The sequence below is a fragment of the Sutcliffiella sp. FSL R7-0096 genome (assembly GCF_038595065.1).
GTDB lineage: Bacteria > Bacillota > Bacilli > Bacillales > Bacillaceae_I > Sutcliffiella_A.
Window position 1 is genome coordinate 921575 of record NZ_CP152003.1, and the last position, 17872, is coordinate 939446.

General features: G+C 44.8%; 11 protein-coding genes. 6 read left to right on the top strand and 5 right to left on the bottom strand.

Features of this window, described 5'->3' with window-relative positions; translation table 11 throughout:
- Window positions 1–23 precede the first annotated feature (23 nt).
- Window positions 24–1472, bottom strand: coding sequence for a 4-hydroxyphenylacetate 3-monooxygenase, oxygenase component (gene hpaB, locus MKY77_RS04715; RefSeq protein ID WP_339149132.1), 1449 nt, complete (start codon window positions 1470–1472; stop codon window positions 24–26).
- A gap of 137 nt (window positions 1473–1609) precedes the next feature.
- On the opposite strand from hpaB, the gene MKY77_RS04720 reads away from it, so the two are divergent.
- Complete coding sequence (locus tag MKY77_RS04720) at window positions 1610–2719, top strand: alanine racemase (RefSeq protein WP_342515659.1); 1110 nt, start codon at window positions 1610–1612, stop codon at window positions 2717–2719.
- Window positions 2720–3089: 370 nt separating this feature from the next.
- Here MKY77_RS04720 and MKY77_RS04725 read toward each other — a convergent pair whose 3' ends face one another.
- Together MKY77_RS04725 and MKY77_RS04730 are read right to left on the bottom strand one after the other, a co-directional pair.
- The gene (locus MKY77_RS04725; RefSeq protein WP_339149134.1) at window positions 3090–4475 is read right to left on the bottom strand and encodes a dipeptidase; all 1386 of its coding nucleotides are present in this window, start codon (window positions 4473–4475) and stop codon (window positions 3090–3092) included.
- Between the two features lie 376 nt (window positions 4476–4851).
- On the bottom strand, window positions 4852–6342 hold the full coding sequence (locus tag MKY77_RS04730) for an amidase family protein (RefSeq protein ID WP_339149135.1): 1491 nt from the start codon (window positions 6340–6342) through the stop codon (window positions 4852–4854).
- 408 nt (window positions 6343–6750) lie between these two features.
- Here MKY77_RS04730 and MKY77_RS04735 point away from each other — a divergent pair, with 408 nt between their 5' ends.
- From MKY77_RS04735 to MKY77_RS04745, 3 genes are all read left to right on the top strand, one after another.
- The gene (locus MKY77_RS04735; RefSeq protein WP_339149136.1) at window positions 6751–8493 is read left to right on the top strand and encodes an ABC transporter ATP-binding protein; all 1743 of its coding nucleotides are present in this window, start codon (window positions 6751–6753) and stop codon (window positions 8491–8493) included.
- Window positions 8474–10282, top strand: a complete 1809-nt coding sequence (locus MKY77_RS04740) for an ABC transporter ATP-binding protein (RefSeq protein ID WP_339149137.1) — start codon at window positions 8474–8476, stop codon at window positions 10280–10282. Before MKY77_RS04735 ends, MKY77_RS04740 begins: the two co-directional genes overlap by 20 nt.
- A gap of 305 nt (window positions 10283–10587) precedes the next feature.
- Window positions 10588–12003 (top strand): alanine/glycine:cation symporter family protein, encoded by a 1416-nt coding sequence (locus MKY77_RS04745; protein WP_339149956.1) that lies wholly within the window; start codon window positions 10588–10590, stop codon window positions 12001–12003.
- 179 nt (window positions 12004–12182) lie between these two features.
- Here the strand turns inward: MKY77_RS04745 and MKY77_RS04750 are convergent, their stop codons facing one another.
- The gene (locus MKY77_RS04750) at window positions 12183–13184 is read right to left on the bottom strand and encodes an EAL domain-containing protein (RefSeq protein ID WP_339149138.1); all 1002 of its coding nucleotides are present in this window, start codon (window positions 13182–13184) and stop codon (window positions 12183–12185) included.
- 215 nt (window positions 13185–13399) lie between these two features.
- On the opposite strand from MKY77_RS04750, the gene MKY77_RS04755 reads away from it, so the two are divergent.
- Entirely contained in the window at window positions 13400–14662 is a 1263-nt protein-coding gene (locus tag MKY77_RS04755; RefSeq protein ID WP_339149139.1) for an ATP-binding protein, read from the top strand.
- Window positions 14663–14749: 87 nt separating this feature from the next.
- On the opposite strand, the gene MKY77_RS04760 is transcribed toward MKY77_RS04755, so the two are convergent.
- Window positions 14750–16276, bottom strand: a complete 1527-nt coding sequence (locus tag MKY77_RS04760) for an FAD-dependent oxidoreductase (RefSeq protein ID WP_339149140.1) — start codon at window positions 16274–16276, stop codon at window positions 14750–14752.
- Between the two features lie 144 nt (window positions 16277–16420).
- Here MKY77_RS04760 and MKY77_RS04765 point away from each other — a divergent pair, with 144 nt between their 5' ends.
- On the top strand, window positions 16421–17785 hold the full coding sequence (locus MKY77_RS04765) for a DEAD/DEAH box helicase (protein WP_342515660.1): 1365 nt from the start codon (window positions 16421–16423) through the stop codon (window positions 17783–17785).
- Window positions 17786–17872: the final 87 nt, after the last annotated feature.

Sequence of the window (17872 nt, forward strand, 5' to 3'; positions counted from 1 at the left end):
TTTGGCTACCCTTATGTTCAAATTTACTTTGCTTCACACCCAAGTTCTCTCGCCACGTCTTCCACCAATTCTTTTCTATTGTACTCATGGTAAAGCCCCATTGCCAAACGGGTCGGACAACCAAAGAAAAAGCGTTCATATAAGGTTTGTCTGGAACCAAATGCGCTCATGCTGACATCCCATGCGAGACGGAACAGCTTGATGCGGGTCTGTGCATCTGTAGTGGCTGATTGCAGATATTGATCTATGTCGGGCCGTATCGGTGATTCCAAATCTATCTCTGTTGGAATGGACACTAACCCGCTGGCACCGAGAAGTTGAAGAATCTCTATGAATCTTGGATACACCTTTGGAAATTGAGCGATTGCAACGGAAAGAGGGTTCACATCCGGAACCATCGTCCCATGTTTATCCGGTTTGGCATTGATTTCCGAAGCAAGAAGCAAAGCTTTGTGACTTTCGACTGCTATGATGATTTCGCTGATTTTTTCTTTGACATGCCCATACTCACCGATGGCGATGGTGTTGACCAGTAATTGTGCCACACCTAGAATGAATTCCGCTTTCATCACTTGTCTAGAAACTACCTGATGGGTGACAAGCGGTTTGAAATTGCTTATGGCATAGAGCTTATTTGCCACTTCAATGTTTTCCGATACAAATACGCGGTCCCATGGTACCAAGACATTATCAAGCACGACAATAGCATCCATCTCTTCAAAACGCGATCCAAGTGGATGGTTAAATTGTGAGGAATCATAAGAGAAGGATTCCCTGCAGATGAATTTTAACCCCTCTGTGTTACTTGGGATACTAAAAGCATAAGCGAAGGGCTCATCAAACATCTTTAATCCAGATGAGGAGATGATAATTTCATCGGTGATGCCACCTTGTGTTGCCAATAAACGGGCACCTTTTATGACAATACCTTCTGAGTTTTTATCGATCATCCGTGCCGCCACGATATTTTCATCATCTTCATAATGGTATGAAGAGCGATTTACCTGTGGCGAGATGAATGTGTGGGTGAAGGAAAGATCAGTTTCTCTGGCATATTCATAAAAGTTCCTTAGGTTTTTAGGAAACTGTGGACCTTGTTCCTCCAAAAGGTCTGCAGAAGAAGCCAGTGCCATCAGGGTAGAATTTTTATAGTCTGGAGACCGGCCCATCATACCGAACGTTGACTTTGCCCAGAGTTGTATCATCTTTCTTCTTTTCTCCAAATCTTCTTTTGAGGTTGGACGAAGAAAGGAGGTACCCACCAAATTCCCCGTAGTATCAGAAGTAAATGTCATAATATCTTTATGTTTATTTTCATGTTGCATATCATATAAGGCTGCTTGGCTTTTCATCACACCGGAAAATGCGGGGTGCTCCGAAATATTCCCTTTAATCTGCTCCCCGTTGTACCACACGTTTGATTGAAGCGAGTTGATCCGGTCCAGATACTGTTTGCCATTTATTATTCCCATTCTGCTCACCCTTTGCCCAGGTTACTTCCTTCAATGTATGCATGTGGGATTGTCTGATTTCCAAACCACTTCATTCAATTTTGAACAGCTCTTTGTACGTGGTATAGTGGGGGAAAGATGGTCTGGGGGGAGAATGAATGAATCAGAAATGGAAGGATCTTGATACACCTACATTATTATTGGATAAGACGACTTTATCGGCAAATATCCGCACGATGAGTGATTTTGCAAAAGAAAACGGCTTGAAATTACGGCCTCATATAAAAACCCACAAATCAAAAGAAATCGCCAAGCTGCAAATGGAGCATGGTGCCATAGGGCTCACGACTGCCAAGCTAGAAGAGGCGGAAGTATTGGCACATGCTGGTATCACTGATATTTTAGTGGCATACCCGATTTCGAGTCAGGTGAAAATAGAGCGTGCCATCGCTTTGCTTCAAAAAGGAATCGACCTGAAGATTGCAGTCGATAGCTTGGAGCAGATCAAGCTATTGCAAAAAGCCCTGGAGAAGACAGGACACAATTTGGAAGTCTGGATCAAGGTGAATTCCGGATTGAATCGTTGCGGCGTGGAGCCAAGGGGAGATGCTGTGGAGCTTGCTAAAGCGGTGTTATTTTTGTCCCAGCTTCGAATAGGAGGAATCTTTACCCATGCAGGACATTCTTATGGGGCAAGGGATGCAAAGGAACTGGAGCGCATCGCGATCGCAGAGGCCGAAGCGGTGGTCAGCAGCGCAGAAGCTTGCGAGAAAGTGGGAATTCCAATACCGGTGAGAAGCGTGGGTTCCACGCCGACCTACCGACTAGCAGGTTTGGTAGAGGGGATTACAGAAGTCCGACCAGGGAATGCGGTGTTTTTTGATAGCATCCAAGTGGGACTTGGGGTAGCTAAAAGAGAGGACTGTGCGCTGTCCGTACTGGCTTCAGTTGTTGGCGTTTATCAGGATAGAATCGTTTTAGATACCGGAAGTAAGACATTATGTCTCGATAAAGGGGCACACGGTTTGGATTCAGTAAAAGGATACGGGTATGTGGTGGACCATCCGGAGCTGACGATTGAAAGGCTGTCTGAGGAGCATGGTGTGGCTGTGTTTGAAAGTAGCAGTGACTTGCGTTTGAATGACAAAGTCCGGATTATCCCCAATCATGCCTGTACAGTGGCTAATATGTTTGATGAATATACGCTAGTGGAAGGGGATGGTGTTGTGGGTCAGTGGAAAGTGGATGCAAGGGGGATGAGGAAGTAGGTGGATCATATTAAATGCTCGGGTGTGGAAAGACTAGATATTTGCTGTTTTTAGATGAAATTAGGGGCTTATCATACTGTGTGAAATGGTTCGGACACTTATGTGAAACGTTCGGACAAGATTGTCGTTGTTTTCTGGTAGGTTTGGACAAAACAGCTCTCCCTTCGGACCAGAAAGGAGAGCTGTTCGGACATTTCAAAATTCGGTTCGGACAAGAAACGGAAAACTTTGGACAAGTTAGTGGAAACTTTGGACAACTTCTTCAAATCTTCGTACAAGTTTCGGACAACTTCGGACATTTGAAGGAAACAGCCCACCAGAGAACTCAGCTGTCCCTACTAAGTGCTACTCACTCCAACCATCATCGGCCTCATTCCACATCCATTACCCTTGCCAGCTCCTCCCAATACGCACAAAGCGTCAGAAGCCCTTTATCAAAATTCTTCAGCTTGAAATTTTCATTTGGCGCATGCACATTATCAGATGGCAAGCCGAACCCCATCAGCACGATCGGTGCCTGCAACACTTCATCAAGCGTGGAGACAATCGGTAACGATCCGCCGCCGCGCGTAAAGGTGGTCGGGACTTCCCATACCTTTTCAAAGGCACGGCTTGCCGCTTGGATGGCAGGATGATTAAAAGGTGTCACAAACGGCGCACCTTTATCAAAAAGGGAAACCGAGATTTCCACACCAGCAGGTTTGTGCCTTGCAACATGATCTTGTAATAGGGCAAGAATTTCATCTGGGTCCTGGTCTGGCACGAGGCGGCAAGTAATTTTTGCATTTGCTTCGGAAGGTAGGACGGTTTTAATCCCATCGCCCTGGAACCCACCGTATACACCATTCACTTCCAATGTCGGTCGGACCCATGTGCGTTCATAAAAACTGTACCCTTTTTCACCATAAAACTCCTGCACACCAACTTCTTCTTTCACGGCAGCCTCATTGAATCCAATCGCTTCAAAAGCGGCTTTCTCTTCGGCTGTCAAAGGAACCACTTTGTCATAAAATCCATCTACGGTCACCACACCATTTCCGTCATGGAATGAATTCAACAATTCCACCACCGCATGAATCGGGTTGGCTACGGCCCCACCATAAAGCCCAGAGTGCAGGTCGCGCTTCGGACCTTTCACATCCAACTGAAATCCACACATTCCGCGCAGGCCATAGCAGATGGTCGGCTTGTCCTCTTCAATCATGGCTGTGTCTGACACTACCACGACATCTGCAGCAAGCATTTCTTTATTTTCCTCCACAAAAGATGGTAGGTTCGGGCTCCCGACTTCTTCTTCGCCTTCTATACAAAATTTGAAATTGAAAGGCAATGTTCCCGTTGTGGCAAGAACTGCTTCCAAAGCCTTTAAATGCATGAATGTTTGCCCTTTGTCATCACTGGCCCCGCGAGCATAAATACGCTCGTCTCGGATTGCGGGCTCAAAAGGCGGGGTATTCCATAAATGGAGGGGATCAACAGGCTGTACGTCATAATGCCCATAGATCAGCACGGTCGGCTTATCCCCAGCTTTCAACCATTCGCCGTAAACAATCGGATGACCTTTTGTAGGGTGTAGCCCCACATTTTCCATGCCAAGCTTCCTTAATGAATTGGCCACCCATTCCGCAGCGTCCAATGTATCTGCATGATGTACGGGAAGGGCACTTACGCTAGGGATGGCGAGCAGTTCCTTTAGTTCGTTCAAATGTCTTTCACGATTTTCCGTCAAATAGGAGGTGATGGTTGCTATTGTCATGAATTTACCTCTTTCTTTTGTAAAAGTTGTTTTCGTGAACTTTGTTGCTTTTCGTATTTATAAACTTACAGTAATATTCCTTGCTGTCGTGCTCTTTTCCTGGTTATACATGAAAGCTAGCACTTTATTTTAGAGTTTCTAAGCTATGAAAAGTCCAAGTGCCGACTTTTTCCTGGCAAATAGCTCTATCTTTTAGAAAAGAGCTTTTGTAAAAGTTGTTTTCGTGAACTTTGTTGCTTTTTCGTATTTATAAACTTACCGTAATATTCCTTGCTGTCGTGCTCTTTTCCTGGCTATACATGAAAGCTAGCACTTTATTTTAGAGTTTCTAAGCTATGAAAAGTCCAAATGCCGACTTTTTCCTGGCAAATAGCTACTATCTTTGAGAAAAGAGCTTTTGAAAATTGGGTGCCCTGCGATGCTTTGTCGCCTGTTCATATCCGTAAGCAATCTGAATGAGCGTGCTTTCTTCAAATGCTCTTGCCGTAAATGTCACACCAACCGGCTTTCCTTCCTTGGTGTAGCCACCCGGAACGGTAATGGACGGATATCCTGCTTTAGCAGGGATGCCAGCACCGAAGTTATTCGGTGTTACTATTGCATCAAGTTGATGCTCTTCCATGACAGCATCCAGTCCTGCTTCCCTTGAGCGGTAAAGATCCTTTTCGCGGCTTGAAATATACTCTTCTTCGGTCAAAGTACCGCTGTGTTTTTCACTTTCCTCAAGGACGGTTTGCTTATACTGCAGCATTCTGGCTGAATCTTTTTCATTAAATGCTATCAGTTCCTTTAAGCTCTTAATCGGAACGGAAGAGCTAGTATTGCGTAAATATGCGTTCAGGCTTGGTTTAAATTCATAAAAAAGTGTATGGTAATCCCATGGATCTTTTGCAAAAGGTATGTCTATGGAACCGAGCACTTCGGCACCTTGCTCACGGAGGCTTGCGATAGCCTCTTCCATGATGAGGCCTTCTTCATCTGAAAAATAAGTGAAATATGGGTCCCGAGCAACTCCTATGCGCATTCCTTTTAGTCCTTCTTTTAATAGGAAGGAAGTATAGGAGATGCCAGGGGTTGGATTCGCCATGGTGGCCGGGTCCTTCTCATCCACTTCTGTCAACGCACTTAGCAGGATAGCGGCATCTGTGACGGTTTTGGTCAGTGGGCCTGCGGTATCTTGACTGAAGGAAATGGGAATGATGCCCCTGCGGCTGATCAGTCCGACAGTTGGTTTAATCCCCACAACCGAGTTGGAGCTTGCCGGACTCAAAATGGAACCGGAAGTCTCCGTACCGATGGCAGCCGCTGCAAAGCCGGCCGCGACCGCAGAACCGGAACCGCTGCTAGAACCACCGACATCAAAATGACCAGGACCATATGGATTGAGGACTTGTCCGCCTCTTGAGCTATAGCCATTCGGCATCTTTTCTGTCATGAAATTGGCCCATTCCGTCATGTTCGCTTTCCCGAGGATGACAGCACCTGCTGCCCTGAGTTGGCTTGCAACAGCGGAATCCTCTGCTGCTACATGATCTTCCAATGCGAGCGAGCCGGCGCTAGTGTGCATGTTGTCTCCGGTGTCGATATTGTCCTTCACTAGCACTGGTATACCATGGAGGGGACCGCGTGCTCCGGATTTTTTCCTTTCAAGGTCGAGCGCTTCCGCAATAAAGACAGCATCGGGATTGATTTCGAGGACCGAGTTGAGCGTCGGCCCTTTTTTGTCATATTGACTGATGCGATGAAGATACATCAGAACCAGCTCTTTGGAGGTCACTTCGCCATTTTTCATTGAGGCCTGCAACTCCTCAATGGTCGCATTCGGCAACCAATCTTCCACAAGCTTAGAGAGTTTCGGGTGGTACATCAGAATAACCTCCTTTATAATTTGGGATATAAAATGGAAAAAATGTTTATATACTTACAGACTCTACCCTGTTGATTTGAGCGGAAGGCGCTTGACTCCTGCGGGAGGAAGGGACAGAGGAGCCCCCCAAGCGTTGTGAGGAGGCTCCCGGACCGCCCGCGGAAAGCAAGCGTCTGGAGCGCAAATCAACAGGGAGTGGTGTGAAGTTAACTACAACTTTTTTCAACTTCCTACCAATAATAATAATTCAAACTATTTAAAAAACATAGTAATAAAGGTATGATAATAAGATAATATATAAATTTCAAGATATTCGTTTCGCTAAACGAAGGATCGTTTGTGCGTCAAATAGATTTCACCGTTTCAACGCAGACTAAACAGAGTGAATGGTTTGGAGGATCAAGTATTATGGGGAAAATATTTTCGTATTTAAAGCCGTATAAGCTGGCAGTGGCAATCGCCTTGTTCCTGATGCTGACAGAACTTGTCGTGGAACTCATGCATCCTTTGCTCATGGCAAAAATCATTGATGAGGGAATATTGACAGGGGACTTGGATGCAGTCATGAAGTGGGGGGGCATCATGGTGCTGTTCTCCTTTATCGCTTTTGCGGCAGGTATCATCAATTCCTTTTTTGCAGCCCATGTCAGTCAAAGTTTTGGGTTCGATATAAGAAGGGGACTGTTTGGGAAGATACAATCGTTTTCGTTTGCGAACTTTAGTTTGTTTCCGACATCGTCGTTAATTACACGGATGACCAATGATGTCACGCAAATTCAAAATACCGTATTCATGAGCTTGCGGATCATGTTGCGCGCACCATTACTTGTCATCGGTGGGGTAGTGATGGCATTGATTGTCAACTGGCAATTGGCGCTGTTCCTTGTTATCGGTGTACCTGTCCTTTTCATCTTCCTTGTCTGGGTGATGAAAAAAGGTGGTGCATTATTCAAATCGGTACAAGAAAAACTCGATGGTGTGAATAATGTCATGAGGGAAAACCTTGGCGGAATTCGTTTGATTAAAGCCTTTCTCCGTAAAAAACATGAAATGAAGCGCTTTGATAACGCAAGTGAAGAATTGAAGGACCAGACTGTCTCCGCTCTTCGCTTAATGGAAATAACCATGCCGATTCTCCTGCTTATCATGAACGGAAGTATCCTTGCTGTCCTTTGGTTCGGGAGCATTGGCGTCACAAACGGAGGAGCACAGGTCGGAGAGGTGGTTGCGATCGTCAACTATGCAACCAGGATCACCGGGGCACTTTCCATCTTTTCTTTTATCATCATGGCATTTGCCCGTGCAAAAGCATCGGCTCACCGGATAACGGATGTATTGGAAGAGGAAATAGATTTAGTGGATAAAGTGGATGTGGATAAGGAAGCTTCCTTTGAATCTGGGGAAATAGAATTTGATCAAGTTTTCTTCCATTACCCAAATACCGACGTGCCGGTGTTAGAGGATATCTCTTTCCATGCTGAGGCTGGTTCCACAGTCGCTATCATGGGGGCCACTGGTGCAGGGAAATCCTCTTTGTTTCAGTTGATACCAAGGTTATATGATATTGACAAGGGAACCATACGGGTAGATGGGAAGAATCTAACCGACTTGTCCTTGAAGGGTCTCCGTAAAAAAATCGGATATGTCCCACAGGAAGCCCTTCTTTTTTCCGGCTCGGTAAAAGACAATATCGCCTGGGGAAAAGAGGATGCGACATTGGAGGAAATCATCCAGGTCGCAAAGGATGCGCAAATCCATGAGACGATTGACCGTTTGCCAAACAAGTACGAGACAGTGCTTGGACAAAAAGGCGTTAATTTGTCCGGAGGTCAGAAACAAAGGTTATCCATTGCGCGCGCCCTTGTAAGAAAACCGAAGATACTCATGCTCGATGACAGTACGAGTGCGCTTGATTTGAAAACAGAAGCAAAACTGCTCACCGCTATAAAGAACTATCAATGCACGATGTTTATTGTGACACAAAAAGTTAGTACGGCAATGGAAGCCGATAAGATATTACTGATAGAAGACGGCAGGCTGCTAGAAGAGGGAAGTCATGAGAATCTGCTTGCAACCTCTAAACTATATCAGAAAATCTATCAGTCACAGTTTGGAACGGAGGTGACAGAGCATGTCGAAGCGTATAAGTAGCAGCGCAGCCGTTGCGGGTAAGGCCAATCCGAAGCCCAAAGCCAAGGACTGGAAAGGAACCATCAAACGGGTTTGGCGCTACCTTGGGGAAAACAAAGGACTATTGATGCTTGTTCTGCTAATGGTGTTCGTAAGCTCAGCACTTGGATTATTGGGGCCTTTTATTGTAGGGATGGCCATTGATAATTATGTGGTGGAACAGAACACTGCCGGTCTTTTAAATGTCTTGATTGGCCTTGTTTTTATCTATATATTCTACTCTTTGTCCATGTGGCTTCAAAACTACTGGATGGTGGGCATTGCACAGAATACCGTTCTGAAAATGCGGACGCAGTTGTTTGAGCACCTGCATAAGCTTCCGATCCCTTATTTTGATAAAAGGCAGCATGGGGAAATGATGAGCCGGGTGACAAATGATATGGAGAATGTCAGCTCCACCCTGAACAGCTCAGTCATTCAGATATTCTCCAGTATCCTGACACTCGTTGGAACAGTGTCTGTCATGTTATATCTCAGTCCCTTACTGACTGCGATAACCTTGATTATTGTACCTGTCATGTTTCTAGGATTAAAGTGGATTACGAATCGGACAGGTCCGCTTTTCAAACAGACCCAAAAAAATCTCGGTGAGTTAAATGGATACATTGAAGAAACCATTTCCGGCCAGCGGATTGTCAAAACATTTTCGCAGGAAGACAAGGTAATGGAAGAGTTTACGGAAAAAAGCTTAAAACTCAAAAAATCCGCTTACTGGGCCCAGACTTATTCAGGGTTTATACCCAAGTTGATGAACATGCTGAATAACTTGAGCTTTGCTATCATTGCTGGTGTCGGCGGCCTCTTGGCATTAAATACACAGTCAGGTATCACCATTGGTGTCATCGTTATTTTTGCAGAGTATTCAAGACAATTCACGCGCCCGCTGAATGACCTTGCCAATCAGTTCAACACATTGTTGTCCGCTGTCGCGGGAGCGGAGCGCGTGTTTGATGTATTGGATGAAGAAGAGGAAGAAAGTGATGAAACAGAAGCAATCGAGTTGGATTCTGTAAAAGGAGAAGTGGAATTCCGTGATGCGACGTTCTCCTATGAAGATGATGACACGACTATCCGTAATATCAGTTTCCACGTAGATGCAGGGGAGACCGTAGCATTTGTAGGGCCAACTGGTGCAGGAAAGACTACTGTCATCAATCTGATTTCCCGTTTCTATGATCTGGACAGCGGGACCATCCTATTAGATGGCCATCCGATCAACAGGATAAAGCGCTCGAATTTGCGTAAGCATATGGCCTTCGTTTTGCAGGATTCTTTCCTATTTGAAGGGACTGTTCGGGAAAACATCCGATACGGACGTCTGGATGCGACGGATGAGGAAGTGGAGGAAGCGGCTAAAATGGCGAATGCCCATTCCTTTATCAGGAAATTGCCAGGTGGGTATGATTTTAGGTTGAAGCAGGATGGAAGTGGAATCAGTCAAGGACAAAAGCAATTGCTTTCCATTGCAAGAGCAGTCCTGGCAAATCCGACGATCCTGGTTTTAGATGAAGCAACAAGCAGTATTGATACGATAACGGAAATGAAAATTCAAGAGGCGCTCCAACGCTTGATGGAAGGACGAACAAGCTTTGTCATCGCCCATCGTTTGAATACCATCCAAAGTGCCGACCAGATTCTGGTGCTGAAGGAAGGAGAAATCATTGAAAAAGGCTCCCATGATGATTTGCTAAAAGAACAAGGATTTTATTACGAGTTATTTACGAGTCAGTTGAAAAAGGAAGTAGGATAAAAGGGACGGTTGTCACTCCGGTACGTTCATGAAGAACTTTCGTGAACTTGCCGGAGTTTTTGGTTGTCTAAAAAATAAAAAAACATCGGAATTTTCCCGGGAAATACGTCGCTATATAAAGATTCATGTCAGATTAGCGCACATGATAATAGAGACATGTATTGTCTATTTTCCGAATATGATTTATAATGCAGTACAGAATGAAAATTCTAAATATTACAAATGTGTTAAAGGGGGATTACAATTTGGAAGCATTTTTTGAAAATCCGATTGGCGGCCTAGTAAATCTTCTATGGAGTACACCAATGATAGTCTTCTGTCTTGGGGTCGGATTGTTATTTACCATTTTGACAAAATTTGTACAAGTAAGACTGTTCGGAGACATGATCAAGCAATTATTCTCCGGTAAAGCTTCCAGCGCAGGGGTTTCCTCGTTTCAGGCCTTATCTATTTCTTTATCGGGACGTGTAGGAACCGGTAATATCGCTGGTACAGCAACAGCTATCGCAATGGGGGGACCTGGTGCGGTATTTTGGATGTGGATGATCGCATTCATCGGAGCATCAAGTGCCTTTGTTGAATCCACTCTTGCTCAGGTTTACAAATCGAAGCAGGAAGGGGAATACCGCGGGGGGCCAGCCTATTATATCGAGAAAGGTATCGGCTGGAGATGGTATGGTATCATCTTTGCTTTTGCGGCTCTTTTAGCCATGAGTTTATTGATGCCTGGTTTGCAGGCGAATGCAATCGGCTCCGGTTTGAACAATGCATTTGGAATTAACAAGCAAATAATCGCCATCTCGTTGGTAGTCATCATCGGACTAATCATCTTTGGTGGAGTAAAGCGTATCGCCTCTGTTGCGCAATTTGTTGTACCATTCATGGCAGTGGCGTATGTGTTAGTATCTTTATTTATCATCATTTTAAATATCACTGAACTTCCTGCAGTATTCGGATTGATTTTCCGTAGTGCCTTTGCGGTTGATTCCGCATTCGGTGGAATTGTCGGGGCAGCCATTGCGTGGGGTGTAAAGCGCGGAATCTTCTCGAACGAAGCAGGACAAGGAACTGGACCACATGCTGCAGCAGCTGCTGAGGTATCGCATCCAGCTAAGCAAGGTTTGGTTCAGGCATTCTCTGTTTATATCGATACGATTTTAGTTTGTTCGGCTACGGCATTTATGATTCTATTCACAGGATCTTACAATGTTGTCGACCCTGAAAACGAAGGACAGTTCCTTCGTAATAACCTTGGAGATGCGGTAGAGGCGGGTCCAGCCTATACACAGGCTGCCGTTGAATCTGTGATTCCAGGCTTCGGTGCCGGCTTTGTAGGTATCGCTTTGTTGTTCTTTGCTTTCACAACCATCATGGCCTATTATTACATTGCAGAAACAAATGTTGCCTACTTGATGCGTGGACGAAGCAATAAGATTCCTATGTTTATTCTGAAGGTAGTTCTTTTAATGGCCACTTACTTTGGGGTGGTAAGAACGACCCAGGTTGCTTGGGATCTTGGGGACGTTGGACTTGGTATCATGGTCTGGCTCAACCTCATTGCGTTGCTCCTGTTGGCAAAACCTGCACTTGCTGTATTGAAGGATTATGATGAGCAAAGAAAGCAGGGGCTGGATCCGACATTTAACCCTGAGAAGTTGGGAATTAAAAATGCGGAGTTCTGGACGGAAGAATACAAGAAGGACGATGAAAGAGCTTCTTAATAAATAATGCTGAAAGCCCTCACCATTCAATGTGGTGAGGGCTTTTGTGCTGTTGATTTCCGTTCCAGGGGCTTCGCTTTTGGGCGGTCCGGGAGCCTCCTCGCTTTGTTGCGGGGCTCAAGATTGTCACTACCCTCCCGCTGGAGTCTTCGCCTATTGCGCCAATCAACAGCTAGAAATCATCTAATAGGTATGTAATTAGATACTTCAGTTGCTTTGCCTTTATGCCTCCGTTCCAAGATATCGGGTCCAGGCTTTCCAATCAGATATCCTTGACCGTAATGGATGCCGATATTACGGCAGAATTCCAATTCTTCTTTTCTCTCGATTCCTTCGGCCAACACTTTGATGTTTAGTTTGGCAGCGACCCTTACAACGCTTTTTAGGAAAAGTTGCTTCTCGAGAATGGAATCACAATGTGATACATACTCTCTGTCTATCTTCACAAAATCTGGTTGAAGCTTTTCCAGCACTTCCAAAGTGGCATATCCTGCTCCAACATCGTCTAACGCAACTTGCATCCCTGATTTTTTATACGTTTTGAAAATGGATTCCAGGTGGTCGATATCATGGATTTGTTCCGACTCTACTACTTCAAAAACAAGCTGACTTGGGAGCACACTGTTCTCACTTACGATTTTAAAGGTGTGCTGCAGACAGAATTCCGGGTTGTAAATGGAAGAAGGTAGAAAGTTGACGAACAATTTCACTTCTTCGGGAAGCTGCTTTCTGCTGGCGGCAACGATGGAACTCTCCCGTGCTTTTTGATCTAGGTAATTATGAAAATTTGTTTCACGGGCAAACTCAAATAGCTTAAATGGTGGAAGGGAATTCCCCTGCCATTGAGGTCGCAGCAGGCACTCATAGGCAAACAGTTCATCCCTGTTCTGTAAATCAATGATTGGCTGAAAATGTGTGGTGAAGGATCGTTCCACAATTAGTTCTAACAGTTCATGATTCTGTACTAATTTCAAAAAATGTTCTGGTGAATAATTGCCCCGCATAGAAGAGGTTCTTACGAAAAGCTCGGAAGAATTACTTTTAAATATGAGTCTTTGAATCTCCTGTTCCAACTCTGCAATGGTATGGTAGATAACCACTACTTGCTTATCCCCATCTTGAATCAATAGTGTTCCTGACTGCTCAATGATGTCAGGTACCCCGCAATCTGTACAGTACATGTATCTCCACCTCTTTCAAATAGAATGATAGGATAATTTTACTACTAAGTTAGGAGATAGTGGGAAATCAAGCGTGAAATGTTGAAAAAAAAGGTTTGAATGGAGAATGACTAGTAAAATATATACACTTTTCGGTCGAACGAACAAGGGTTTTCTCTATAGGTGTCGAAACACTATAAACATACACTTATTGCTGAAGTTAGGAGCGGGCTGAAATGTTGGCGGAAAAGCTACTTTTACATGTATTGATCATATTGGCACCGGTGCTAATCTACTATGTGGTGTCAGAAAATAGAAGGTTTGGACAATCTCCTTATTTTATTGGGATCTTACAAGGACTTTCCGCAAGCCTTTGTTTATTGTTTGCTTTTTATGATTATGGTCTATATTGGGATCTCCGCTATATACCGCTTGTATTGGCGATTCTTTATGGGGGACCTAAAGCGGGGATTATCGTTCTGGCTGCCATTCTTGGAACGAGGACGTATCTTGGAGGAGATGCACTGACCTTTGGTTATATCAGTGGGCTTGTAGCTGCTTCTGTTCCATTTCTATTTCTAAGACGATTCAATCGAATAGAAACAAAGAAAAAGAGAATAGGCCTCGCGGTATTGGTGGGTCTCTGGCCTAACTTTGTCATGCTGTCGATACTGATTGCCTATCTGTTGACTCAACCTGCTAATGCAAGTGAAGGGCCAAATCTTGTCCTCTACATACTTCTGTTCGGACTTATTCAAGTGGTTGGTGTTGGCTTTGCTTCTATGCTGCACGAAGCAGTGTTGGAGCGTGAATTGATGAAGCAGGAGATACGACGGGCCGAGAAACTGAATACATTAGGGGAGCTTGCCGCTTCTATCGCACATGAGGTCCGAAACCCACTGACGGTTGTGAAGGGATTCTTGCAGCTCATGCACAAGGAAGACAAGGGGAAAAATTTTCAGTACACCGGACTTATACTAAGCGAGCTGGCCAGGGCAGAATCCATCATCAACGATTATCTTAACTTCGCTAAACCGGAGTTCAAGAAGATAGAAAAAGTGGATTTGGGCGAATTACTGAAGGATGTAAAGATGCTGCTGAATCCACTTGCCATAAAGGATGGCATCCATCTAGAAAGTTATCTCGAGAAAAATGTCTTTATGGAAACGGATAAAAATCAGTTCAAGCAAGCACTTGTCAATATATTAAAGAACGCGATCGAGGCGACCCCTCAGGATGGTCGGGTGTATATCAAACTGCTCTCAAATCAGCAGGAAGGCATTCAAATTGTCATAAAGGATACCGGAAAAGGGATGACAAAGGAACAGGTTTCCCGAATCGGTACGTTGTTCTATACAACCAAGGATAAGGGAACTGGACTTGGGACCACGGTATCGATGCGGATCATTGACACGATGAATGGTAAAGTGACGTATTCGAGTGAGCTCGGAAAAGGGACGGAAGTGAAAATCTCCTTTCCACCTGTCCGTCAGGAGTAGCGGGAGAGGGAAGCTTCTGTCGTAGGGTGAAAATCAAAGAGAGAAAGGCGAGCTAACGCTTTCTCTCTGCTTCATGCACACTATATTTTATAGTTTTTTCAATGGCTTATCTGCAGGACCTTCGAGGACATCGCCGTGTATCGAGAATCTTGAGCCATGGCATGGGCAGTCCCAGCTTCTGTCACCATGATTCCATTCCACTTCGCAACCAAGATGTGTACATGTCGTATCCACACAGAACACGTCGCCTTTATCATCTTTATATGCTCCAGCGCGACGTCCATTAATCGAGACAACCCCACCTTCATCAAGACTTAGCTCCTCAGGGCTTTTGGTTGGACGATCAAGCTTTCCTTCAATTAAGTGGCCGGCCACATCCATATTGGTGCTGATGAATTTCTTCAAACTAGGATCGGCTACAAAGCGGGATGGGGAGAACAGGTTTTCATACTTGTTTTCTCTTCCAAGTATTAAATCCTGAATCAACAGTGCCGCTACCGTTCCATTTGTCATGCCCCACTTACGGTAACCTGTGGCAATTAGAATATTAGGATGGCCTGAAGTGATCCGTCCGATATAAGGGACCTTGTCTAGTGTATATAGATCCTGCGCCGACCAGCGATAAAGGATTTCTTTAATCCCAAGCACTTCCTCTCCGAAAGTTCTCAAGGCTTCATAATGCTTCAAGGTATCCTGTCCTTGTCCGGTTTTATGTCCGTCACCGCCAATCAAGGCAACTTTTTCACCATTGATCGTTACATAACGTATAGATCTTGTAGGCTGTCCAGCACTGTAATACATGCCTTCCGAAAGATTTTTCTCTGTTTTAGCCGCAAGGATATATGATCTTTCGGCATACATTCTGGTGAAAAAGAACCCCATGCCATCGTAAAAAGGAAAATGGGATCCTGCAACAATGTAGTCACACTCAATTTTTGCTCCGTTTTTCGTAACAACAGCCAAACCGCGATTTTCCTCCACATCGGTTGCTACCGTATGTTCATAGATTTCTCCGCCTTTTTCCACAATGCCTTCAACAAGTACCTGCAAGTATTGCAAGGGGTGGAACTGTGCTTGGTTTTTCATCACCACGACCGATTTCGTCTTAATGTCATAGGGGATTTCATACTGTAAGTCTCCATCAATCCCAAGCTTCTGATATGCCTCAAACTCTTTTACTACCTTTTGGTCATCTTGTTCCGACTGGGAATAAATATACGCATCCTGTTGACTAAAATCACACTCAATCCGTTTTCTATCAACCAACTCTTTAATAAAGTGAAGAGCTTCTTGGTTTGCCTGGTAATAAAGTTTCGCCTTTTCCTCTCCAAGGTGCTGAATGAACTCATCATAAATGAGGCCATGCTGTGCAGTTATTTTTGCGGTGGTATGACCGGTTGTCCCATTCAGGATTTGATCGGCATCGATCAGGATGACCTTCAGCCCTTCCTGTACAAGTTGATAGGCAGTGGTAATTCCAGTGATTCCGCCTCCCACTACACACACACCTGTTTTCTTGTTGGTATTCAATGTAGGAAAAGAGCTTAGTTTTGCGGATTCCCTCCAATAAGGCTCTGGTGACTTTGGAAGTTTATTAAATTGCGCTTCATTCATACTATTTCCTCCTCTTTCTGGATAGCTATACATAATTTTTCCAAATTGAGTGAAATCATGTATCTTTTTATCGGAAATGACAAGGATATTTCTATTGGAACCTCCTATGAAAAAGGGTAGAATGGAGAATAGCGTAAAACCCCGATGAGGGTCATAAAGGAGAAAATGATGTCTACTACATTAATTAATACATTACAGCCATTCATACAAAAGCTTTGGGAAAATAGTGAGTTTGAAGCTGCTACCCCGGTCCAGGAGCAGGCGATTCCAGTCATCCTTGAAGGAAAGGATGTCCTCGTTGAATCACCGACAGGTACAGGGAAAACGTTGGCTTATCTGCTTCCGATCATCGAGCGCATCGATCTTACCAAACAGCACCCACAAGCATTGGTTGTGGCACCGTCCAAGGAACTTGCCATGCAAATTTTCGAACAGATCCAGAAATGGACAGAAGGAAGCGATATCACAGGGGCATCGTTCATCGGCGGAGCGAATGTCAAACGACAAATTGAAAAATTGAAAAAAAGACCTCAGATTCTTGTGGGAACTCCGGGAAGACTACAAGAGCTAATTCAAGCGAAGAAAATTAAAATGCATGAAGTCACGACCATGGTCATGGATGAGGCTGACCAACTATTCGTCCCAGAACACAAGAAGACAATCGAGAACATTATTAAGTCTTCGATGCAGGAAAGACAGTTGTTATTGTTCTCGGCGACGTTAAGGGAGGAGACGGAAAAGCAAGCGATCGGTTTGTTGAAGGAGCCATTAGTGATTAAGGTAACGAAGGAAGACCTGCCACCAGCACGTGTGGAGCATCTTTATACAGTAGTCGACCAACGGGACAAGGCCAATGTCTTGGCAAATTTGCTTCGTGAGCCAGGAATCAAGGCATTGGCATTTGTGCGGGATATCGGAAATCTTGCTGTATTGACGGAGAAACTTCTGTATAAACAGCTGAACGTCGGCTTTTTGCATTCCGAATCCTCCAAGCAGGAACGAGAAAATGCGATGAAGAACTTCCGAAAAGATGAGTACCCGGTATTGCTTGCGACAGATGTGGCAGCACGTGGCCTTGACATCAAAGAGCTCAGCCACGTTATCCATTATGACTTGCCGGAAGAAGTGGAAAACTATGTGCACCGTTCCGGTAGAACCGGCCGCCAAGGAGCGGAAGGGACGGTCATCTCCATTGTCAGCGAACGGGAGGAGCGTAAGCTGAAGCAATTTGCAAGAGAGCTAGGGCTGACACTTGAAAAGCGTGTCGTCTTTGGCGGGAAGCTTGTGAAGGAAGAGGACATGAAGGGTGGAAAGCCCGGAAAGTCCGGCGGTGGATCTGGAAAACCTGCTGGGAAGAAGGCTGGCCAGTCTCGTGGTCCGAAGGGTGATTTTAAGAAGAAGGCTGGAGCCAAGTCTGTCCGTACTAATAATGGCCCTTCGAATGGAGCAGTAAAGTCTAGAGGGAAGTCCAAGAAAAAGGGCCCGGTAGGTGGAGGAAAGAAGAAATAAATGTTGATAGATACCACTCCATATTGGAGTGGTATTTTTTAGAGTTTTTTTGACTTTTCTCGCTCACTTCAGGAACGCCTTTACTAT